17 protein-coding genes are annotated in these 23461 nt (G+C 55.9%); 13 read left to right on the top strand and 4 right to left on the bottom strand.

Annotated features, from left to right (window positions below; translation table 11 throughout):
• Positions 1-16: 16 nt before the first annotated feature.
• From ACK2JC_RS11695 to allB, 5 genes are read left to right on the top strand one after another with little or no spacing between them, the layout of a single operon-like run.
• Positions 17-1552, top strand: coding sequence for an ABC transporter ATP-binding protein (locus ACK2JC_RS11695; protein WP_276855798.1), 1536 nt, complete (start codon positions 17-19; stop codon positions 1550-1552).
• Complete coding sequence (locus tag ACK2JC_RS11690; protein ID WP_320937230.1) at positions 1549-2616, top strand: ABC transporter permease; 1068 nt, start codon at positions 1549-1551, stop codon at positions 2614-2616. Before ACK2JC_RS11695 ends, ACK2JC_RS11690 begins: the two co-directional genes overlap by 4 nt.
• Positions 2613-3533: an ABC transporter permease gene (locus ACK2JC_RS11685; RefSeq protein ID WP_227167686.1), complete on the top strand. Its 921-nt coding sequence runs from the start codon at positions 2613-2615 to the stop codon at positions 3531-3533. Before ACK2JC_RS11690 ends, ACK2JC_RS11685 begins: the two co-directional genes overlap by 4 nt.
• 19 nt (positions 3534-3552) lie before the next feature.
• Positions 3553-4308, top strand: a complete 756-nt coding sequence (locus ACK2JC_RS11680) for an SDR family NAD(P)-dependent oxidoreductase (RefSeq protein ID WP_227167687.1) — start codon at positions 3553-3555, stop codon at positions 4306-4308.
• A gap of 15 nt (positions 4309-4323) precedes the next feature.
• Entirely contained in the window at positions 4324-5697 is a 1374-nt protein-coding gene (allB, locus tag ACK2JC_RS11675) for an allantoinase AllB (protein ID WP_320937231.1), read from the top strand.
• A gap of 14 nt (positions 5698-5711) precedes the next feature.
• On the opposite strand, the gene ACK2JC_RS11670 is transcribed toward allB, so the two are convergent.
• A complete protein-coding gene (locus ACK2JC_RS11670; RefSeq protein ID WP_368272200.1) occupies positions 5712-7079 on the bottom strand; it encodes an MATE family efflux transporter in 1368 nt (455 codons plus the stop codon).
• Between the two features lie 266 nt (positions 7080-7345).
• On the opposite strand from ACK2JC_RS11670, the gene ACK2JC_RS11665 reads away from it, so the two are divergent.
• Complete coding sequence (locus tag ACK2JC_RS11665) at positions 7346-8692, top strand: Na+/H+ antiporter NhaC family protein (RefSeq protein WP_320937233.1); 1347 nt, start codon at positions 7346-7348, stop codon at positions 8690-8692.
• Between the two features lie 171 nt (positions 8693-8863).
• Here ACK2JC_RS11665 and ACK2JC_RS11660 read toward each other — a convergent pair whose 3' ends face one another.
• Positions 8864-10222 carry an MATE family efflux transporter gene (locus tag ACK2JC_RS11660; RefSeq protein ID WP_092370070.1) on the bottom strand — a complete coding sequence of 453 codons (1359 nt, stop codon included), beginning with the start codon at positions 10220-10222 and terminating at the stop codon, positions 8864-8866.
• Positions 10223-10654: 432 nt separating this feature from the next.
• A complete protein-coding gene (locus ACK2JC_RS11655) occupies positions 10655-12136 on the bottom strand; it encodes an ISLre2 family transposase (RefSeq protein WP_411337599.1) in 1482 nt (493 codons plus the stop codon).
• Between the two features lie 250 nt (positions 12137-12386).
• On the opposite strand from ACK2JC_RS11655, the gene ACK2JC_RS11650 reads away from it, so the two are divergent.
• From ACK2JC_RS11650 to ACK2JC_RS11640, 3 genes are read left to right on the top strand one after another with little or no spacing between them, the layout of a single operon-like run.
• On the top strand, positions 12387-13598 hold the full coding sequence (locus ACK2JC_RS11650) for a hypothetical protein (RefSeq protein WP_320937234.1): 1212 nt from the start codon (positions 12387-12389) through the stop codon (positions 13596-13598).
• Positions 13599-13653: 55 nt separating this feature from the next.
• A complete protein-coding gene (locus tag ACK2JC_RS11645; protein WP_320937235.1) occupies positions 13654-16560 on the top strand; it encodes a protein kinase domain-containing protein in 2907 nt (968 codons plus the stop codon).
• Between the two features lie 37 nt (positions 16561-16597).
• A complete protein-coding gene (locus ACK2JC_RS11640) occupies positions 16598-17368 on the top strand; it encodes a hypothetical protein (protein ID WP_320937236.1) in 771 nt (256 codons plus the stop codon).
• A gap of 95 nt (positions 17369-17463) precedes the next feature.
• On the opposite strand, the gene ACK2JC_RS11635 is transcribed toward ACK2JC_RS11640, so the two are convergent.
• On the bottom strand, positions 17464-17787 hold the full coding sequence (locus ACK2JC_RS11635) for a helix-turn-helix domain-containing protein (protein WP_024737568.1): 324 nt from the start codon (positions 17785-17787) through the stop codon (positions 17464-17466).
• Positions 17788-18117: 330 nt separating this feature from the next.
• Here ACK2JC_RS11635 and ACK2JC_RS11630 point away from each other — a divergent pair, with 330 nt between their 5' ends.
• The 4 genes from ACK2JC_RS11630 (at position 18118) to ACK2JC_RS11615 (ending at position 23452) form a co-directional block, all read left to right on the top strand.
• Positions 18118-19938 (top strand): hypothetical protein, encoded by a 1821-nt coding sequence (locus tag ACK2JC_RS11630; RefSeq protein ID WP_368270971.1) that lies wholly within the window; start codon positions 18118-18120, stop codon positions 19936-19938.
• Between the two features lie 20 nt (positions 19939-19958).
• On the top strand, positions 19959-21347 hold the full coding sequence (locus ACK2JC_RS11625; protein ID WP_320937238.1) for a protein phosphatase 2C domain-containing protein: 1389 nt from the start codon (positions 19959-19961) through the stop codon (positions 21345-21347).
• Positions 21348-21430: 83 nt separating this feature from the next.
• Complete coding sequence (locus ACK2JC_RS11620; RefSeq protein ID WP_320937239.1) at positions 21431-22126, top strand: vWA domain-containing protein; 696 nt, start codon at positions 21431-21433, stop codon at positions 22124-22126.
• Between the two features lie 93 nt (positions 22127-22219).
• Positions 22220-23452, top strand: a complete 1233-nt coding sequence (locus tag ACK2JC_RS11615) for a protein kinase domain-containing protein (RefSeq protein WP_092370049.1) — start codon at positions 22220-22222, stop codon at positions 23450-23452.
• The last annotated feature ends 9 nt before the right edge of the window (positions 23453-23461 follow it).

Raw genomic sequence — 23461 nt, 5'->3', positions numbered from 1 at the left:
AAAGGAGAGATGTCCGGTGGCAGATGCAGTCGACATGCGAAAAATTACCGTTCGTTTTGACAAAGTGGTTGCAAACCAGGAAGTGGATTTTCAGGCGAGATGGGGGGAGGTTCACGGTCTGGTCGGAGAAAACGGAGCGGGAAAGACAACGCTGATGAGGGTTCTCTATGGGATGTACACCCATCACGAGGGGGAGATGTACATTGACGGTGTGAAAACCAGGTTCGCCTCGCCTAAGGACGCGATCGCCAAGGGGATCGGCATGGTCCATCAGCACTTCAGCCTGGTCCCCAGTATGACGGTGGCGGAGAATGTGGTGATCGGGAAACCGCCGTATAAAAAGGGACTGATTGATCTGGTGAGAAGCCAGGAGATCGTACAGGAACTGAGCGAAACCTATGGACTGGAGATCAATCCACGAGCCAGGGTCAGCGACCTGACCGTGGGGCTTCAGCAGAGAGTTGAGATTTTGAAAGCGCTGTATCTGGGCGCGGAGATCCTGATTATGGACGAGCCCACGGCGGTTCTTACACCCCAGGAGATCCTGCAGCTGATGGATACGCTGATGAATTTGAAGAAAAAGGGGAAGTGCATCATTTTGATCACCCATAAGTTGGCTGAGGTCAAACTGGTAACGGACCGGATCACCGTGATGCGGGCCGGTGTGGTGACCGCCAAGGTTGACACCAAAGATACGGATGAGAAGAAAATCGCCATGATGATGGTGGGCCGGGAAGTTATACTGGAGGTCAATAAGGACGAATTCAACCCTGGAGATGTGATCCTGGACGCGGAAAATATCTCCTGTTGCGATAAAATGGGGCTGCCTGCGGTGAAAAATGTTTCCCTCAAGGTGCACCGCGGCGAGGTGGTCGGCATTGCTGGCGTGCAGGGAAACGGGCAGTCTGAGCTGGCGGACGCCATCTCCGGCCTGCTTCCGCTGATGTCAGGGGAGATCCGGGTAAACGGAACACGCATCGCGGGGAAAAACCTGCCGCTCCAGTGCAGAGAGGCCGGAATGGGTCATGTGCACGATGACCGGATCCATGTGGGATCGGCAGGGGATATGTCCATACGGGACAATTTCCTGGCAGCCATCTACCGCCGTCCGGAGCTGAAAAAAGGGCTCTTCCTGGATTATCGGAAGGCGGATCAGGTGGTGGAGGAGAGTGTGGAAAAGTTCAGCGTGAAGGTTGGAAAGATCGCGGATGATATCAGCTCTCTTTCCGGCGGTAACATGCAGAAACTGATCATTGCCAGGGAAATGTATTTAAAGCCCCGTCTGCTGATTGCCAGCCAGCCCACCAGAGGCGTGGACATCGGCGCTACGGAATTCATTTACCAGCAGATCGTGAAACACCGGGATGCCGGGAACGGGGTGCTGCTGATTTCCAACGAACTGTCGGAGATACTGGCCTTGAGCGACCGGATTCTGGTGATCTACAAGGGCGAGCTGATTGGAGAGCTGAGCCGCGGGGAGGCTACGGAGGAAAAAATCGGCATGCTGATGGCCGGAATCCGGCTGACTGAGGACAAGGAGGGAAGACAATGAATTTTGAGTTCAGACAGAGAAAGATAAAACCTTCCATTATCGCCCTGTCCATCTGCACCGGACTGGTGCTGGGGACTATATTTGTACTGATGGGTGGATACAATGTGGCTACGGTGTATTCCTACCTGATTAAGGGATCTCTGGGAAGCGTTTCCGCTCTGACCTCCACGATCCGTTGGTCCACCATTTTTCTGCTCTGCGGCGTGGCCTCGGGCATCGCCTTTAAGGGCGGCATGTTCAACATGGGTACGGAGGGTCAGCTGTACATGGGAGCGTTTTCCGCCACACTGGTGGGCGTTTACGCTAAGGGGCTTCCGCCCATCGTGCACATTCCGCTCTGCCTCTTGACCGGGATGGCGGCGGGGGCGCTGTTTGCCTCGGTTCCGGCGGTACTGCGGGTTTACTGGAACACCAATGAAATTGTGGTGACGCTGATGATGAACTATATTGCCATCAATCTAACCAATTTCCTGGTGAAGGAATATTTTCTGACCAGCGGCATTTTCGGGGATTCCCTGACCACGGACGAGCTGCTGCCCAGCGCGCGGTTTCCCGTGTTTGGCACCAGTCCCATTTCCTTTGGATTCCTGATCGGGATCGTGCTGGTGGTGCTGTTTATCATTTTTTTCAACAAGACGAAAAAGGGATTTGAGATCCGCGTTTCCGGTTACAATCCGGAATTTGCCAGATACAGCGGGATCAGCGTTAACAAGGTGCGCATTTCCGTTATGCTCATGAGCGGGGCCATCGCGGGACTGGCCGGGGCGGCTGAGATCATGGGCGTGCAGGGACGGTTCCTGTCGGGTTTTTCGCCGGACTTCGGAACCAGCGGAATGCTGGTGGCTCTTCTGGGGAATAGCAGCGGAATCGGAATTTTTGTCTCTTCCCTTTTTATGGGAATACTGAAGGCCGGTTCCCTGACCCTGGAGCGCAGCGCAGGTGTTTCCAGAGCGCTGGCGGTTGTGATTCAGGCGCTGATCATCTGCTTCATCTCCGTGAAGTCGCTGAATCTGTCGTTTAACCATCTGGGAAACAAAAAGAAGGAAAGGAGTACGCAGGCATGATTAGTGCGAGTATTATATCCCCGATCCTGCGGGTGACTACCCCCATACTGCTGTGCGCCTTAGGCGGCGTCTACAGCGAACGATCCGGGACGGGAAACATCACTTACGAGGGAAGTATGCTGATGGGAACCTTCACAGGCGTTGTGGGAAGCTATTTCAGCGGCAGCGCGCTGGTGGGCGTGCTCTGCGCCATCCTGGGAGGTGTGTTTGTCAATGTATTCTACGGGATGCTGCGCCTGAAAATGGGCGGAGACAACGTGGTCTGCGGCTTCGCGGTCAATTCCTTCTGCGTGGGCGCGACCACCTACCTGCTGCGAACCGTGTTCAAAACCAGCGGTACCCTGTCCGATCCCAGAATCCAGGGGCTTTATAAGGTGCGGGTGCCCGTCCTGAAGGACATTCCGGTGATCAAATATTTCTTTGTGAACCAGACTTTGCTGGTGTATCTGACCTTTATCCTGGTGATCCTGACCAGTATCATTTTAAAGCGGACCAAGTTCGGTATGAATATACGGGCCTGCGGGGAAAATCCGATGGCTGCGGCGGCCGTGGGCGTGGATGTGAACAAAACCCGGTGGATGTGCATTATCATCACAGGCGTGCTCTGCGGACTGGGTGGGGCGCAGATGGCGCTGGGCAATCTGACGCAGTTTTCCGAGGACATGGTGGGTGGCAGAGGCTTTATCGCCTTGGCGGCCGTGATTCTGTCCCGGGCCACACCCTGGGGTGTGTGCTGCACCGCGATCCTGTTCGGGTTTGCGGAGGCTTACGCAAACCTGCTGCAGTTGACCAATATTTCGTCTTATCTAATCCTGATGATCCCCTATGCTGCGGTGATCCTGATTCTGGTGCTTCAGCCGGAACGCCTGAAGGAGTTGCGCATGAAGTGGAAGGTACATCAGAATAAGGTGGTATGACAGTGGAGGAGAGACAAGGATGGTTGATCTGAAACGGAGAATGGACGGCAGGCGCATCTTGGTGATAGGCGCCGGAGGAGGAATTGGAAGGGCCTGTGTGGAGCGTCTATTGGCGGAAGGGGCTGTGGTGGCGGCCGCGGATCTGGGGACAGGCTGGCAGGACAGGCCGGAAGTGTTTGAAATGCCGGTGGATGTGACGGATGAGGAATCCGTGGACCGCTTCTTTGAGCAGGTAAAAGTTCGTCTGGGAGGTTTAGACGGTTTTCTGTACAGCTCAGGCATCGGGTCCTCCTGTGGATTTATGGATACGTCCCTGGCGCATTTTGACCGGGTAATTGCGGTCAATCTGCGCGGCGCGTTTTACTGCGCCAGGAAGGCCGCAGAGCAGATGGGGCGGGGCGGATGCATTGTGTTCGTGGCCTCCCAGAAAGGGCTGTGCGGTTCTACGGGAAGCCTGGCTTACAATGCCTCAAAGGGTGGCATGGTAGTTATGGCGCGCAGCATGGCGCTGGAGCTGGGGCCCGCGGGAATCCGGGTGAACTGCGTGTGTCCGGGCCCCACGGACACGCAGATGTTCCGGGAGGATATGGACAATCAGAGGGATCCGCAGGCGGCCAGGGCCAGTGTGGCGGCCTCCAATCCCTTGAATATGATTGGGATGGCGGAGCAGATTGCTTCGGGCGCGGTCTATGTGCTCAGCAACGAGGCGGCCTTCATGACCGGGACGGAGCTGGTGATCGACGGGGGCAACATTGCCGGGGTCAGAAATTTATAAAGCGAGGTAGGAACAATGGATAAAAAGATTTTCAGGGGCGGCAAGGTGGTTTTGCCGGACCGTGTGTTGGAGGCTTCCCTGGTGGTGGAGGGAGAGAAAATTGCCGGGCTTTTGCACCCGGGGACGGAGTTGGGCGCCGAATATGAGGTGATTGACGTCGCCGGGAAGGTGCTGATGCCCGGCGTGATTGACTCTCATGTGCACATGTGGGATCCCTCTCCTCAGAATTACCGGGAGGATTGGAAATGCGGGTCCCAGTGCGCCGCCTCGGGGGGAATCACGACGATTATTGATATGCCGCTCAGCGTGCCGCCGGTGGTGGATGAGAGGGGCTTTCAGATTAAATATGAGGTTGCGGACCGGGATTCCTGCGTGGATTTCGCCTTTTGGGGCGGTCTGACGCCTGGGTGCGTGGGAAACTTAAAGGAGCTGGACCGGCTGGGCTGCGTGGCCTACAAAGGATTTATGAGCTTTGCCAACCCGGATTATCCTCAGATTACGGACGGTTATCTGGTTCAGGGGATGAGAAACGCGGCGGAGTTCGACGGCCTCATCGGGGTACACGCGGAGAATGCGGAGGCGGCGGAGTTCGGCACTCAGGATATGGCCAGGCGTCAGGGTGCTCCCTGCAGCATGCACGACGAGGCGCGCCCCTGGTGGGTGGAGCTGGAGGCCATCCAGCGGGCGGTGTTGTTCGCGAGAGCCACGGATGCCAGGCTCTATATCTGCCATATGACCATCGTAGAGGGAGCGGAGTTCCTGAAGCGGGAGAGAAGCAGGGGGACCAAGGTGTATGTGGAAACCTGCCCTCATTATCTGCTGTTCGACAAAGAGATTATGAATGAAAAGCGGTCTTACGCCAAATGCAACCCGCCGATCCGCAGTCGTGAGAATGTGGAAAAGCTGTGGGATTACGTGTTTGACGGAACCATCGACGTGTTGGGGTCGGACCATGGGCCTTACTCGGACAAGGAAAAAATAAAAAATGGAAATTTTTTCCTGGAATACAGCGGTTTCGGCGGATTTGATGCCATGCTGGCCGGTATGATCACTGAGGGTGTGCACAGGCGGGGCTTACCTCTTACGACATTGGCCGCCATCACGGCCGGAAATACGGCCCGGATCATGGGGCTGGCACCGGTGAAGGGAAGCCTGCTGCCGGGAGCCGACGCGGACGTGCTGGTGGTGGATTTAAACGAGGAATGGATCTTTGACGGAGAGAAGAGCCTGTCCAAGATGAAGACGCCCAACAACCTGTATCACGGCAGGAAAATGAAGGGCCGGGTCAAGCAGACCTGGGTACGGGGACGGCTTGTGTATGAGGACGGCGTGATCCTGGCTCCGGCGGGATATGGGCGTTATGTTCCCAAAAACCACGCTGCGTCCTGACAACTGCGCACCCATCACGCAGAAGTATCTGTCGCCTCAAACCCATGCACCCATTTTCCCTGCAAAAAATATACCAGAAATACCAGCGAGCTCAAACTCCAGGTGAGCGGATAAGCCCAGAATACAATGCGGATATCCGGAAGGAAATGGATTCCGATGGTAATATAGGTGACCCGCACAATACACCAGAAAACCATCATTACCACCATGGGCACCGTGGATTTTCCCGCGCCCCGCAGGATACCCGCGACGCAGTGGGAGAAGGCCAGCAGGAAGTAAAACAACGTGATGGTGTGGGCCTGGGCAGTGCCGATGGCGATTACCTGGGGGTCGCGGTTAAAGGCAGCCACCAGGACAGGTGAAAAGTGGTAGATGAAAAGGCCCACAAGCTCTGCGAAAATGATGGAGCAGAGTATGCCGAAGCGGGCGCCCTGTTTGGCCCGGCCGTACTGCCTGGCGCCCAGGTTCTGGCTGATAAAGGTGGTCATGGCCAGGGCGAAGCAGGTGATGGGGAGAAAACCGAACCCCTCGATGGTGGAGTATGCCCCGCAGCCTGCCACTGCCATTTTCCCGAACTTGTTGATATTGGACTGCACCACCACATTGGCCAGGGCGATGATGGAATTCTGGAAACCGGCGGGCAGGCCGTTAGCGGCGATCTGGCGCGGCATGGGGCCGTCGAAGCGGATCCGCCGGGGGATGATCTGGTATTCCGCTCTTGTCCTGGTGAGGCGAACCAGGCACAGGAAGGCGCTGAGAAACTGAGAGATCACAGTGGCCAGGGCGGCGGCTCCGACTCCAAAGCCCAGGACCGCGATCAGGAGGAGATCCAGCGCCACGTTGACCGCGGAGGAGATGATCAGGTAGATCAGCGGGTGGCGGCTGTCGCCCACCGATTGCAGAATACCCACAAATATATTGTAGAGGACAAATGCCAGGGAGCCGGAAAAGTAGATTCGGAAGTAGACCACCGATTCCGGCAAAACATCCCCGGGGGTGCCCATCAGGCGCAGGATCACCGGGGTATAGATCAGCCCCAGCGCGGTCAGAAGGACTCCGGCCACGATGCCAAAGGCTACGGTGGTGTGGACTGCCTGGGACACGCTTTCACTCTGCCGGGCGCCGTAATAGCGCGCGGTGACGACGCCCGCGCCCACGGCGATGCCGTTGAAGAAGCCCACCAGCAGAAAAATCGGGGGGCCGGAGGAGCTGACCGCAGCCAGAGAGCTGCTGCCCAGGAAATTCCCCACGATCAGGGAGTCGGCGGTAGTGTAAAGCTGCTGGAACAGGTTGCCCAGAAACAGGGGAAGGGCAAAGGCAATGATTTTTTTCCAGATCGGCCCCTCTGTCATCAGGGCCGCGGAATTTTTCACGGTTTTCATGGCTGTTTCTCTCCGGGTTTTAATGGATACAGTGGGCCGCTGGCGCAGCCTGCAGACAAATGCCGGCGCGGACATGTCCAGAAATTATTTTACTACAAATACAAGGGGATTGAAACAGGCCGGGGAAAGGTTCTGGAAAATTAGCGGTATTAAGCGTAAAATCAGCTCGGGTTATGCTTGAATAACTTCAAGTTAAAGGGTATGATAAGAGTTGAATACAGACGGGCAGGAATTGCGCCGTCCCGGAATGGTGGAGGAAACTGAACATGTTGGAGACTGTCTCGCTGGCCGCTTTTATGATCGGCCTTTTTGTGTGCCTGCTCTCTGGAATTTCCCTTGTGTACGCGCTGATGGCGGGGTACCTGATTTTCTTTGGGTACGGGCTTATCAGGGGGCACGGCGTGGCGGAGCTGCTGCGGATGTCCGGCTCGGGCGTGAGGAAGGTCAGAAATATTCTGATTACCTTCGGGCTCATCGGCATGCTGACCGCGCTCTGGCGGGCGGCGGGGACCATACCAGCCGTTGTGAGCTATTCGTCCCAGCTCATAAGGCCCTCCGCATTTTTTATGTTCGTATTTCTTCTCAACTGCCTGGTGTCCGTTCTCACAGGCACTTCGCTGGGGACGGCGGCGACCATGGGAGTGATCTGCATGGCCATCGGGTCCGCCATGAGGATGAGCCCGGTGATCACCGGGGGCGCGGTGATCTCAGGCGCTTATTTCGGCGACCGCTGTTCGCCGGTTTCTACCAGCGCGCTGCTGGTGTGCGAGCTGACGGGCACGGACATTTACGACAATATCCGCAGGATGGCGGCCAGCTCGGTTCTGCCGCTGGGGCTGACCTGTCTTTTATACTATCTGATGGGAATTGCAGGAACCAACGGAGGCGTGACGCTCAATGTGCGGCCCATATTTGAGCGGGGGTTTGTGATCCACTGGCTGGCGGTTCTGCCGGCCGCCGTTATCCTGATCCTGTCCGTGTTTAAGGTCAAGGTGCGGATGACCTTGTCCGTCAGCATCGCCGTGGCGTTTCTGACCGGCATGTTTCTCCAGCACACCGGTCCCCTGGAGCTGCTTAAGACGGCGGTGTACGGATACCGGGCCGCAGACCCGGAGCTGGCTGCGATGATGAACGGCGGCGGGATGATGTCCATGGTGAGGCTGGCGGTGATCATTACGATTTCCTCGTCCTATGCCGGGCTGTTTGAGGGGACCCATCTTCTGGATCAGCTGAAGCTGCATATGGAGGAGATGGGCAGAAGTTTTACGCTCTACGGCGGAATGCTGTTCGCCACCGTGGTGGTGGCGGCGATTGCCTGCAATCAGACCCTGACGATTATTTTGGTTCACCAGCTCTTTTGCGGGCAGGAGCGGGAGCGCGGCGAGATGGCCGTGAACCTGGAAAATACGGCTGTCGTTGTGGCGCCTCTGATCCCCTGGTCCATCGCAGCCGCGGCCCCGCTGGCCTCCATCGGGGCGTCCACGGCCAGTCTGTTTGCGGCCTGTTACCTCTATTTGCTCCCGCTCTGCTGCCTGATCGGGAGCTTGATCAAACGGAGGCCGGAGCCGGCTGCGCGGATGGGAATGGGATTCGGGCCGCTGCGGCATTCCTGAGCAGAGGATGGTTTCAGGGGAAAATTGAATTTTAGCGAGAAAAAAGCCAACCGGGTGCGGTTGGCTTTTTTGGGGAATGAAGGTGAGGCGTTGGAAAACGCTGTGTGGCAAGTCTTGGTTTAGCGGCTGCCAGCGAAGTTCCGGTTCAACTCCCGCCCGCCGTATCCCGGTTCAACACTCACCCGCCAAATCCCGCGTCAGCCGCCTCCGGCCCACATAACGATAGATCCCCCAGGAGACCACCGCGGTCAGTCCTTCGCTGGCTCCGAACGCGAGCCATACGCCGTTTGCGCCCAGGTTTCTGCTGAACAGCACGGCCAGAGGAATGATAAAAAGCACGTACCGGCAGAGGGAAATGACAAGGGAGGGAGCGCCCATCCCAAGCCCTTCCAGGGTACCGGAAACCGTAACCGAGATTCCGGAGACAAAAAAGCCGATGCTGATTAAGCGGATGGCCGTAACGCCCAGGGCGATGGTTTCCCGGTTGGTGGTAAACAGCCCGATCAGCCGGGACGGGACCGCCAGGCAGAGCGCCGTGCCAAGCAGCATGATCGTCAGGATCATGGTAAGGCCCGTGCTGTGGATTCTGCGGACTCTCCGGTATTCGCCCGCGCCGAAATTATAGCCCACCAGAGGGCGCATCCCCTGTATGATTCCATTTGCGGACAGGTACAGGAAGGTTTGCAGCTTGTAATAAGCGCCCAACACAAGGACGTAGGCGCTGCCGTATGCGCTCAGCACGGAGTTTAAGACCGATACTAAGAGGGAGGGCAGGGCCAGGTTCAGGGTGGCGGGCACGCCCACAGCGTAGAGCCGCCGGATCAGGGCAGAGCTTACGGCGCCCGGGAGGCGGCAGAACGTTACGGAAATCGGGCGGCCAAAATAGAACAACAGGTAGATGGCCAGGGAGGTGGTCTGGCCGATGCCGGTGGCGATGGCCGCCCCCTTTATTCCCAGCGCGGGAAAGAAACCGATGCCGAAGATCAGAAACGGGTCCAGAATAATGTTGGTCACACAGCCGCACATCATGCTGACCATGGATACGGTCATCTTCCCCACGGCCTGGAAGATCTTTTCAAATGAGATGGCGATGACGTTGGGCAGCGTGAAAAGCAGGACGATATTGGAGTATTGAAGCCCCATCTCCAGTATGGCTTCATCGGCGGTGAACAGGCGGAGAAAACCCGGCATGAGCCAAAGTCCGGCCGCCGTTAGGAGAAAGCCGTGGACGCCGCTGAGCAGAATCCCAACGGTAGCGGCGGTGTCGGCGCTGTCCTGTTTTCCAGCGCCTAAATAGAAGGCCACCGCGGAATTGATGCCGATGGCGAATCCCACGGAAACCGCGTTGATCAGATTCTGGACCGGGAATACCAGCGACAGCGCCGTCATGGAAGCCTCGCTGATCTTTGCCACAAAGTAGCTGTCGATAATGTTGTAAAGAGAGCCCACCAGCATTGAGAGCATCATGGGCAACGCCATGGACGTCAGCAGGGGGAATACCGGTTTTTCTTTCATGTAAGCCTGGTTCATCGTAACACCTCTGTGATTGATAAATGTTTTTGGCGCAAAAAAACCACACAATTACGGGGGCGTAATTGTGTGGCGAAAAATGAATTTCCATCTGGTAAATTCAGAAAAATCCACAATCCATCGTATTGCATGGTTTTAGAAGCTATTGTGAGCATTATAGCACAGTCTAAATCAGAATACAAGTTGTTCTCCTTCCTCCGATAGCGTCACTTTACTTTCGGAAACAAAAGGATAGAATTCACCCATATGGCAGAACTTAGATTTGTTCTTTCTAGGTTATCATATCTTGCCCATTTTTTCTACCGCCTCTTTTCTGCTTTTTGATTTTACGTTCAGCAAACACACAACTCAAGGGTTCCTTTCAGCTTTCTGCCCTTGACTTGTGTGTTTGCTTCCCTGTACGATTGTAGTCAAGCAGAAAAAAGCCGCATTCTAGGCGCCCAGTTCCTGGTTAATCCATACGCGCATCCATTTCATACTATGCTGCTCAAGTCCGGGGAGACGCCCCCGGAGACGCTCCTGATATCTCCATCCGGCCTGCTTTTTACACACCTCCTTTTTCATCTCTATTTCTTCCTCCGACAGCGGCTTCTCTCTCCGGCGTTCTTTCTGATATGCCAGAAGATCTATGATTTTACCACCATTTTTCGTATATGCCCGTAGCCTTGACATCCGGCCACACCCCTGCTCGCTCCAGCCCATCGGACGACTGCTCATCCTCGCGCTTAGCACATGACTCACCTGGCCTTCCGCACAGCATTTCCAGTTGGCCCCTGCCTCTTCCGTCCGGATCTGAATCCCATCCCATTGGTTCAGAAAATAGCCAAGGGCACCCTCTACATCCCGATACTTCCCGCCTTCCTCTGTTATCTTCAGTATTTCAGCATAGACCTTCTGCAGCCGTTTCTTGTAGCGGCCGTTCAAGCATTCCCAAATCTCACTCTTTACTTCTTGCGCGCTGTCCAGCAGATGGGATACGGAGATATTCACATATTTCATCATATGGAACTTGTCCAGCACAAACCTCCCCTTCCCCAGCACTTCACAGCCCGCGCGAATCCAGCCAGCACCGTCTCCTGCTATGTAAACGCATTTCAGGTATTCGGTATCATAATAGGTGTCTATATAGTCCCTTACCTCCTCCCATAACCTTTTGTTTGCTTCCTGTCCCTTGTAGATACCGCAGAAGTAGTGTTTCCCGGTTAGTTTGTGTCTTGGGCTCTTTGAGGTTTCCCCCGCCTCATCTACCACATCCTCATACAGGCAGATGAGTTTCGGCATGATGGTGTTGATCTTATTCCCGCGGCTGTCCTTCCCCAGGTCCCCCTTTTGGTTCCAGAACTGGGCCGCCACATGGTCCTCGTCCGCTACGATATGCAGGTATTCCAACCGCTTCTTTTCTGCCGGTGGTGCGACAGGGAGCTGGGCCTCTGTGTCATGAACCAGACGTTTTACAGTCTGTTTACTGACCTGCCCCATAAGGGGGATGGTCTGACCTCCCTTAGCGTAACTGGTCTGTACCGCCTCTTCCAGAATGCATGCGGCTGCCCCAAGCGTGATCCTCTGATGTCCTTCAATTCCAAGGATTTCATCCAGGAGGTAGACGAATTTCCCGGTTTTCTTATCCCTGTAGCCAGTCCTGCGGAACCGGATCGGTCCCAGGATATCCAACAGTTCCTTCGATTCATTGCGCTGTTCAATGTTCCATTTTTTCTTTCGTATCAGACTTTCTCTAATCTCATCATCTATTTTTTCATACAGTTCTGCAATCAGCCTGGCCCCGAGCCCCAGCATCCGGTCATGGATATCCTGTGACAGGTCATGAGGCTCTTTATTACCTTTCAGCATGGCCGCTACGAGATTTTCAATTTCCTTGATGTCATTTTCGATAAAATGTAGTATACTATTATACATAGAAAGCACCGTCCTTTGTTGTGATCGTTTTTCGCAAATCCAATCATACCACAAAGCGGTGCTTTCTTTTTTTGTTTTTATTAGTTTACATAATTTTCCATCAACTAATTACCCGAAAGTAATGTTACGCTATTCCTTCCTCCCACCCACCCAAGTTTTATATATCAAAATCCCACCAATTATGTTAAAATCAAACCATATTCAACCTTCACGGCAATAATTGATTTTATATAGACAGGAGGCAGCCGCAATGGATCGAGGTACGATGACGGAGATTTCCGGGAACAACTTGGGATTTTTGATGGGAGATGAACGGTCTCCGCGGCAGATGGTGGAGTTTTTAAAGGAAGGGGCGCGGCTGCGCAGTTTTGGGGACGTGCTGCGGCAGGTCTACCCCCATGAGGACCTGGCGGCCCGGCTGACAGGCGGGCTGGGGGAGATCACCGGGGACAGCCGGGACAGTCTGGCCAAAAAGGTGCGCAACTGGCTGAAGGGCCAGAATATGCCCCAGAACCGGGAAGCTCTGTTCCAGATCAGCTTTGCCCTGGGACTGGACGAGACGGGGGCCTCCAGACTATTGGGCGCAGCCGCGGAGACGGGGATTCATTACCGCAACCCCGAGGAGCTGGCCTACGCCTTTGCTCTGCGGACCGGAGCTTCCTATGAGAAGGCCCTGGAGTTAAAGGACATGGCGCACGCGATCTGCGACGGCCGGATGGGCGGCGGGAACGAAAAGGCGCGGGGCGAGACGCCTTCCATTTATACCCGCCAGCTGCGGGACGCCTTCGGTCAGGTACAGACGGAGGAGGAGCTTGAGGCATTTTTCCGGGAACACGCGGGCGAGCTGGGGCGTCTCCATGAGACTGCCTATGAGAAGTTTCACGAGCTCCTTGACCTGCTGCAGAAGCCGGTGGGAGAGCGGGACCGCCGGGTGCAGGAGAAGCTGGACCGGGAGGACGAGGAGCGGGAGTACTCCATGCGGGACGTGATTGTGGAGTATTTGGGCATGAACGTGCCGGAGGCGAGAAATCTGGCGGGGATGACGCCGCTTCAGCGTCTGGTGAAACGGTTCTGGCCGAATGAGAGCAGCCTTTTTAATATGCGCAACCGGAAGGAGGACGTCTCGAGAAAGGTGATGATCCTTCTCTACCTGATTACAGAGGCTTTTGACGAGGAGACGGAGGATGAGGAGGAAAATTATCCGGATGATCTGGAGGATGAGGACGCGGACACCCGCCTGGAGATCCGGTTCGAGAAAATGAACCTGTTTCTGAATACATACGGCATGAATCTGCTGGATCCCGGAAATGCCTTTGATCTGCTGGTCCTTTACTCCATGAAGGCCCAGGAATCGGGGGAGCGTATGGCGGAGGTACTGGACGCCCTGTTTATGGGACAGGGGAGACGGAAAAAGGTTGAAGAATCTGAAACGGGGAGAGGGTATGATAAGGGTGATGCATAATCCCGTATCAGAGAACCGGCAGCTGTGACTGCCGGGCCAAAATGGAGGAAATCAAATGGAGAGCGGGCGGAAATTGAGGGCGGCGGGAGAGATTCTGCGGCTGGGAGGGGTGGATTACCGTCTGGAGTCCGTGGAGGGCCGCGGGGGAAGCGCGGTAGTCTACCGGGCCGTTTATGAGGATGAGCTGAACCGGGGCTGTTTCCACCGGGTTTTGGTGAAAGAGCTGTTTCCCTATGACCCCAGGGGTATGATTTACCGCGGGGAGGCGGGGGAAATCTGCTGCCGCCCCGGGGCGGAGGAGCGGATGGAGGTCTGCCGCCGCCTGTTTCTTCAGGGGAATCAGGTGAATCTGGAACTTTTGGCCCGGCTGCCGGAGGAGATTTCCGGGAATTTAAATTCGTATGAGGCATACGGCACCTTTTATTCGGTGCTCTCGGTCCACGGGGGCAGAACATTGGAGGAAATGCTGGAGGAGGGCGGCCCCCACGGCCTTAAGGAGGCTGCGGAGTGGATGATGTGGATTCTGGACGGGCTGGAATGCTTCCACCGCCATCGGGCTCTCCACCTGGATATAAGCCTGGACAATATTCTGATGCTGAAAAACCGGGCGCTGCTGATCGACTACAACAGTGTGTGGCAGATGGGGGCGGAGGGAGCGGAGCGTTTCTTTTTCAGTGAAAAGGAAGGTTACACCGCGCCGGAGATCCGTCTGCGGCAGATTTCCCAGATCGGCCCGGCCTCGGACCTGTACTCGGTGTGCGCGGTATTTTTCCGCGTTTTGACCGGAAGGCGGCCGTCGGAGCAGGAGATCATGGGCCGGGGGCCTGGGAAAAGTCTCTCGCGGGACCTGGAGATCTTCGCGGAGGAGCCGCTGCCCGCGGTCTGGCAGGCGGTTCGGATCGTGGTGAGAGGGCTTCACGTACTGGCTCGGAAGCGCTGGCAGTCCGTGGACCAGCTGCGCCTGGAATTTGAGGAGCTGATCCGCAGAATCGACGGAAAGGGAATCTCCCACAGTGCGGTCTGGGAGAGCAGCCGCAGGAGCCTGAAGCGCCTTCGCAAGCAGGACGGCCCTTATCTGCCCCGCAGCCTGTGGATAGAGGGGGAAATTATGGACGGCCAGACGTGCTTTCAGGCTTTGGCAGAGGGAGGCCGTATCCTTCTCACCGGGCCGGGCGGTATGGGAAAGACCCGGTTTTTGCAGGAACTTCTGGGGCGGAATATGCAGTCCTACCGGCCGGCGGGCCCGGCGGTTGTGTACATCCCGCTGGTGGACTACCAGGAGGCCGGGGAAGAGCCGTATTATATTCGCAAATGGATTCTGCGGGGGCTGCGCTATTCCGGTCAGTCTGGTGGTATGGACGAAGCCCTACACGAGTTGGACCGCCTGCTGGATCAGGGGAGAGAGGAAGGCGGCGGGGTCGTGCTGCTTCTGGACGGACTCAACGAGGCGGGGCGGAAACGGCGTGCCCTGCTCCAGGAGGTGGAGGAACTGGGAAATAAACCGGGCGTGGGAATCCTGGTTACGGACCGCTCCGATTCGGTGAAGGAATACGGGCTTCGCGCCTTTTGTACAGCCAGTCTTCTCCCGCTGACCGGAGAACAGGTGCTCCGGGAGCTGGAAGAGGACGGTCTTGCCTGCCCGCAGGAGGGGGAGCTGAGGGACCTGCTGCGCAATCCCATGATGCTCTCCCTGTACCGGAAGACAGCCCGGCCGGACCAGGAGGGCGGAAATGTCCCAGGGGATATGGAGGAGATGGTGGGATGCTATCTGGAGAGCCTGTACATCCGCCAGCTGCGCGCGGATTCCGGCGACCAGGCGGAACAGCTGCGCCAGGGGTATGTGCTGCGGCATCTGCTCCCGCTCATCGCCTGGGAGATGAAACGCCGCAAGCGGACCATTCTGACCTTTGAGGAGGTCCACCGCGCCGCGGGTGCGAGCTACCGGGACCTGCTGCAAAAGGCGTTTTCCCTGTCATTTCCCGAGTATGCGGGAAAATCCAGACTGATGTTAAAGGATATCGCCAATGAGAACGAATGGTTTGACTACGCGGTGTCTGAGCAGTTGATGGAACGGCTGAATCTTTTGGAAAAAAGTGGAAACGGATATTACCGGCTGATCCACGACAATTTTATGGATTATCTGGTGAACGCCGCGGGAGTGAATCGGCACAGACTGGGGCAATACCGGAAAAAAGTCCTTGGACTGCGCCTGGCCGCGGGAATCCTTGCGGCGGCCCTGCTGGCAGGCGGGGCTGCGGCGGTTTACCGGTCGGTAAGGCCCCGGGAACTGACGGAGGCGGAAAAATACAGCATCCGGAACGCGGCGCAGCGCCTGATGATCAACCTGCAGCTTCTGGACACCCAGATGGTGCTCCAGCGGGGCGTTCTTCGGGAAGCGGGCGGAGAGGGAGTTCTGGATGGGAATACCCGGGAGACGGGCTATCTGAGGGAACGGATCGGCCGCGCCCTGGATCAGGAGGCCCGCCAGGGGGCGGTGGCAACGGACGGGGTCAACTGGCTGGAGGAGCTGGAACGCCAGGGCACGGAGATTCCTCTGGACGTCCTGGGACGGCTGTATATGAAAAACCAGGAGATGAGCGGGATCATGGAGGAGGCGCTGGGCTATCTGGAGCGGTGTCTCTGCGACAGCGACAGCCCTTACCGGGATCGTTCCAGAAGAGAGCCGCTGGTGAAAGCCTATGAGGCCTATCTGGACGCCTACGCGCAGGTCTGTTATCTGGAGCTGCTTCAGGTGATGGACCGGATGGACCCGGAATCGGCCAAGACGGTGTTGGATGCGGCGGCGGGCATGAGCACGTTTAAGCAGTATGTGTTAAAATATCCTCTGAGTAATACGCAGGAGGAACTGAGCCGCCAGCAGGACGCCGCGGAAAGCCAGCTGAAGGACGCCCGCGGGGAGCTGCGGCAGCAGAATTTTCCCATGACGGCTGTGGGCTGGTGACAATCAAATGGAAATGCAGGGGAGTGAGATGGGAAGAATGATGAGAAAAACAGGATTTGGCGGAGCGCTGTTGGCCCTACTGGCAGGAGCGCTGCTGGCCGGTTGTGGGAATAAAGCGGACGCCCGGGAGAATTACCGGCAGATCGTGGATGATTATGCGGTGTTCACCCTGGAGCAGGATGGAGACAGCGCCGCCTACGACAAGGCGCTGGAGGCGGTGGGGATTTACCTGGAAAACGACGATGGAGATTCCCTGGAAAAGGCCAGGAGCGCGGTATCGGATACCATCGGCCGGATGGAAGAGGACGCGGGACAGGCGGTTTCCTACGAGCTGAGCGAGGAGTTGGCCACCGTTCTCGCCGGGTACGGAGTGGATCAGGAGGAGTATACGATCAACGCCAATATGCGTTCCGCATATCTGTCCGACTATATTGAGAACCTGAAAACGCTGCAGTATTATCTGGAGCTGGAGTCTCAAGAGGAGCGGGACCTGCTGCGGGACACTCTGGAGTTCCTTTACGGGTTTCAGCGGGACAGCCAGACCTGCGAGAAAGGATTTTACTATTACAGCATCAATTACTGGTTTGCGGGCTGGGAGGGGGATCAGAAGGCGTATGTGGAGGAGAAGGTGATCAAAAACCTGAAATCCTATGGGGCGGAGAATCCCGTCTGGGAGGACAGCCGCGAGGCGGTGGAACAAAAAATGAATCTGTACCTGGACCAGATGGAAGAGTTACAGTACCGGTTGGAGGAACACATCGGCAGAAGCCAGGAAGAGCTGTATCAAATGGAACTGCTCTCTGAATAGAGGGAGAATAAATGGATTGCTGAGAAGAAGGAGCGAAGGCTCCTTCTTTTTGTTGGATGCAATGGGCCGCAGGCGCAGCCATCCCCCAAAAACCGCTATAAAGTCCGGCTTAACCCCTTTAAGTAGGCCAGGGCCAGCTGCTGTTCCTCCTGGCTGAGGGAGGTGAAGAGAGAGAGGCACAGAGCCTGGTCCTTGGTCAGCCCTTGCAGGTTTCGGTCGGGTTCAAAAAATTCCACTATGGAGATGCCGAATCCCTGGCACAGCTTCTGCAGCGTGGGAAGGGAGGGCATGTTCTCCTTGTTCAGCATAGTATTCAGGGTGGAGTACGGGATACCGGAAGCCTTGGAGAGTTGGTAATAGGACCATTTGCGCTGCTCGCACAGTTCCCGGATCCGGTCCAGGGGATTCAATTCGTTCATGTAAAACCTCACTGTCGTCAGTATGTGCAAATTCATCATATCTGATTATGAAACAATCGCATAGATACTAAAAAACGTTTTAATATAGACGAAAAAACGTCTTAAAACCGGGACGGACAAACCTTTCATAAAATGATAAACCGGTTTTGTATAATACGGTCATAAAGAAAACAGACAGGCAGAAGGGGCAGACGGCGAGAGTAGAATTTTTCCAATAGAACGAAAATACGTTGATTATAAAACGAAAAAACGATATAATCATAGAGAAATGTGGCAATATTTGGCTTCATTTTCAAGTGAGAGAAACGGCCGGGGAGAGGAGAGCGCTGTATGGTACAGACAGGTGAGACAATATACGGTTTTCAGGGACAGGCATACAGGATCAGGGAACGGAAGGGGGCTGGTGGAGAGGGGACCGTCTATCTGACGGACCAGCCGGGAATTGTGGCCAAAATCTACCACAATCCAACAGCGGTGCAGGAGCGGAAGCTCCGCTGTATGTTAAATAAGAAAATCGCAACAAAAGCGCCGAACGGAACCTCCCTGATTGCGTGGCCCAAGGATATACTTTATCAAAATGGAGCCTTTGCGGGTTATACAATGCCTCTTATCGAGGCGGGAAAGCCTATATTTACGTTATATCACGACAAATCCACCCGCGAGTTCTTCAACGATTACAACTGGACAAAATCTCTGTGCGTCGCCATGAACCTGGCCCATCTGGTGGACATCATCCACAACTGTGATTGCGTGATTGGGGACATGAACCCGGGAAATATAATTGTTCATCCTAATGGACTGGTCAGCATCCTGGATGTGGACAGCTTTGATATCACAGACCCAGCCACGGGAGAACACTTTAAATGCGGGGTCGGAATCCCGGATTACCTGGCGCCGGAGCTTCAGCACAGGAGGAGCCTGAAAGATGAGTCCAGCAGGTTTACGAAGCACACCGATGAATTTTCGCTGGCCGTTCATATATTCCTGCTCCTGTTTCACTACCATCCGTTTCTCGCCAGGTCCCTTAAGACTTACGTGCAGTCCTCGGATGTGAACCAGATTGACCAGAATATCGCCAATGGAGTTTGTCCCTTTGTAAGGCCGGTCAACAATGTGGCCCTGCCGGTGGGCGCTCCGGAGCTGAGTCTGCTTCCGCCGTTTCTCCAGGAGGATTTCAAGCGAACGTTTGGGTACACGGCCCTGGACAGTATCACGAAAAGTGCTCAGCGGACCAGCGCAAAGACCTGGTATGAACATTTGAAAGCGTTGTATGGCAGCTTGGGAACGCTGATGGTTCCCTGCGGGAAGAATCCGGAGCATTACCGCAGAGCGGACCAGCCCTGCGAACTGTGCAAGGCGCAGGCGCGGCTGGACGCCTGGATGGCGCAGCAAAAGGGAGGGGCCCAGAATCGTCAGGCCGCAAACCGGCAGACAGCGGCGACGAATATGGCGGCGAAGGCGCCGCAGCCACAGCCCAACCCGCAGCCGCAGCCCAAGCCGCGTAAAAAATCGGGGGGTTTTTACAAATTTCTCCTGATCGCCGGAATTCTGGCAACTCTGCTGGGGGTCTGGTACGCCAAGGAATCCGGTTCTGAACAGTCCAGATATGAGCGGGCTGTGACGTTGATGAACAGCGGGGAGTATGTGGAGGCCATCGATATCTTTGAGGAGCTGGCGGATTACGAGGACAGCCAGGATTACTTACTGCTTGCGAAGGCGGGTTATGTGAACGAACATCTGGATCGTGAGGACACGCGGACCTATTGGTATCTGAGGGAACTGAAGGACCTCTCTGAGGGCTATCGGGAGGTTTATGATACCCTGTACCAGTGGAGGGTAGAGTTTTTGGCCGTGAATACGGAGGCGGATGACAAGACCACGAATCTCTCATCGGCCAGCGCGCAGGACAAGGTTTACTGGCATTTCAAAGTTACCGGCGGTACCCCTGGGGCTGAGGCTGATTTGTACTATCAGGTATTTGTGACGGGGGAGAAGGCGGAACTCGATAAGTTCAACGAAGCCTATTCCAACAATTCGACCGGGTGGATTCGGGCCGGTTTCACCCTGGAGAGAAGCACCACGGCGTACTGCCGCATCTATGATGAAAATAAAGAGTTGCTGGGTGAGAAAAGCATAAAGATTATAAAGTAGCATTTGCATGGGAGGTCAGGATGAATACGAAAGAAAATAAACCTTTGGATGTTCTGTCGGAATTTCCCCCGAAACAGGAGGGAAAGACCTTGCAGAACGGGAAAATATGCGCATTCGCTGTTTCTCTGCAGGGCGCATCCCATATTGCGGGGGGAGGCGTTCCGTGCCAGGATTACAGCGATATCCGTTGGCTGGAAACGGAGCAGATTTTGATTGCAGCCATCGCGGACGGCGTGGGAAGCTGCGCGCTGTCCCACTGGGGTTCGTATTTTGCAGTGACGGCGGCGCTGGTGTATATCGAGAAGGCCGTGCGGGAGAAGGGCGGACGGGGGCCTTATGAGCTGACAAATCTGGCGGAGGTTCAGGAAATACTTACCGGAGCGTTTCACGCGGCTCAGGACGAGGTGGAGCAGAAGGCCGATGAGGCGCAGCAGGCGGTATTTAATTTTCAGTCCACACTGACCGTGGCGCTCTACGACGGAGTCCATGTGTACTGCTGCCACTGCGGGGACGACGGCGTGGTCGTGCAGGAGCAGGACGGCGTTGTCAAGATGGTCACAAAACGGCTCAAGGGGGAGGAGGCCAGCAGCGTTTATCCCCTTCAGAGCGGGCCATCGAAATGGCAGATCACGGGGACTAAAAATCCGGCAGCGGGCTTTGTTATGGCTACGGATGGGGTGTTGGACGCCTTTGTCCCGGTTTTTGAGGATTATTACGGCGTGAATTACTGCCAGGGAATCTACTATCCGTTTATGAAACCGGCTATGGACGGGCTGGGGGATTCCGACGGTTTGGCCGCAGAGAAAACTCTGGCGTATTATAAGGAGTTTCTGAACAGTCCGGATTACCGCAAAAGGGTGACGGACGATCTGACCGTTGTGGCCGTGGTCTCGCCGCAGCTTTTGCGCCAGTCCGGTCAACCACGATTTAATGTAAATATTTGGAAGTCTGTTTATGAGGAGCACGCCAAGGCGGTCAGGATGCGGCTGGAGGGCAAAACGATTGATGGCGGGGAGAATTCTCCTGCGGTTCCGGAGAAAACGGAGGCGGCGCAGTGTGAAAGACCGGCGAGGACGGAATATCTGAAAACAGCTGCCCGGGAGCAGGAGGAAAAAACTCCCAAACGCCGCGTTTCAAGGGCGGTATGCTTTTTAGCCGGATTGCTGGCCGGTGCGGTCATAGCCGGAACAATCGCCTTTTTTACCGGCGGCGGGGTGGCGTCCGGAAGGCAGGGGACAGAGCCGGTCGTGGCGGAGGAGTCATTCCCGGTTACCACGGCGGAGCCGTCCGCAGGCCGGGAAACTCCCGACGGGGACAAGCCGGTAGGACCGGCCAGCGCCTCCCGGGCAAGAACGGCCAGCGCCTCCCAGGCGGGAACGGCCAGCGCCTCGGACGCGGGGAAAAACTAACATGTGATAGATAGGGAAAACCCGCGCATACGGACGGCGGGGAAGCCCCTGTTTCATAAAAGATTACAAAGGAGAGTGTGAAGATGAGTGAAGTTTTAAGCGGATTTAAGGAAATGGGAAATGTTGTGGACAATGTGGGAGAGCGTCACATCGCGTGCGTGCTGCTGGTGGATACCTCCGGCTCCATGGCGGGAGCTTCCATCAACGAGCTGAACCAGGGATTGCTGGAATTTGGAAACGCGCTGGATCAGGACGAACATGCCAGGGGCGTGGCGGACGTTTGCGTCATCTCCTTCAATTCCAACGTGGAGACGGTAGTGCCGTTCTGTCCGGCCGCCAATTACAGCGCCCCCACGCTGTCCGCCGGCGGGCTGACCAGTATGAACGAGGCGGTTATCGCGGGTCTGGACGCGATTGAGGAGAGAAAACAGCTCTACAGACAGCTGGGTTGCTCCTACTACCGCCCATGGATGTTCCTTTTGACGGACGGAGAACCGACGGACCAGAACATGGAGGGAGAGGCGAAAAACAGATTGCAGCAGGCGCTGAACGACAAAAAGGTGAATTTCTTCCCAATGGGCATCGGGGCAGGCGCCAATTACGCCCATCTGAAATCCTACACCAAGGAGGGAAACGGGGCTGTGTTAAAGGCGAGCGCAAGCCAGTTCAAGGAGGCCTTCGTCTGGCTGTCCAGCAGTATGAGCGTGATCAGCAATTCCGATCCCAGCCTTGGAAACGTTACGCTGGAGCCCACGCCCATGACCATCGAACTGATCTGACGGAACTGTTTAAAAGGCCGGCGCGCTGACTGCGCCGGCCGCAGGAAGACATGGAAAACGAGCAAACATCCACACGGATGATGGAGGAACACAATGGCCGGTGCGGGATCTACACTCATTGGACTTAAAGGAAAAAAATACCAGCTTCAGTCTGAAAAAGCAAAGGGCGGGGAAGGGACCGTGTTCGTCACCGGTGATCCCTCTGTGGTTGTGAAGGTTTACCATCGTCCGGATGCCTGGACCGAGAGAAAATTAAAATGCATGGTGCGCCATCCCTTAAATCCATATGCGGACGGCGTGCATCTGCTGATCGCCTGGCCCCTGGACGTGGTGTACGAAAACGGGACGTTTGTGGGATACGTGATGCCCTTTGTAAAGGATACCTACCCCATCTATGTCTTGTGCCGGAACAATGAATCCCACACCCACGACTGCCACGAGGTATTTCCGAATTACAACTGGACCAACTCAATCGCGGTGGCGTACCACCTGGCGTGGGCGGTGAATTACATTCATCAGCACGGATACATTGTGGGGGACATGAATTCCAACAATATCATGATTCACAGCGACGGGAGCATCACAATTCTGGATGTTGACAGCTTTGATATTACCGATCCGGACACCGGAGAGCGGTTTGAGTGCACGGTGGGAATCTCCGAGTTCCTGGCTCCGGAGCTGCAGGGAAGGGATCTGCGCAAGGCAAAATTTACAAAGCATACCGATGAATTTGCCCTGGCGGTTCACATTTTCCAGCTGCTTATGGGGAACGCCCATCCGTTCAACGTAAAGGTGGTGGACAGCGTCAAGCAGTCCCTGCCGGAAAATAAGCTGGAAATGAACATTGTCAATGGAAACTGCCCTTGGGTAAAGGCCATTGATGGGATCACTACTCCGCCGGGAGCGCCCTATCTCACCATGCTTCCGGCCAAAATGCAGACGGCGTTTAAGCAGGTGTTCGGTTATAACGCAACCAACGCTGCTGCGGTCAGTTCCCGGAGGATATCCGCGGATATGTGGCGGCAGCTTCTGTACATGTTCTATCAGAGAGCCGTCATGCAGGGGGGAGATCTGATCCAGTGCCAGGCCAATCCGGAGCATTTCTACCTGAAGGGCCGGGGCTGCGAGTTCTGCAGGGCAAAACAGCGCTACGAGCGGTTCATAGCGCAGCTGACCGCCGCCCAGGCAAAGAGCAAAGGGCCCGGGGCCTCGGGAAACACAGGTAATTCAGGCAATTCAAATCAGATGGCCGCTGTGGCGCAGAGCGCTGCGGCGAACACCGGCGGGAGTCCCAGACGGCCGTGGTGGATGCGCCTGTTCTTCTAAGTTAAGGAG

The organism is Enterocloster lavalensis, assembly GCF_046603895.1.
Taxonomy (GTDB): domain Bacteria; phylum Bacillota; class Clostridia; order Lachnospirales; family Lachnospiraceae; genus Enterocloster; species Enterocloster lavalensis.
Note: the sequence above shows the minus strand (reverse complement) of the source record. Positions and strands in the feature narration are given on the sequence as shown.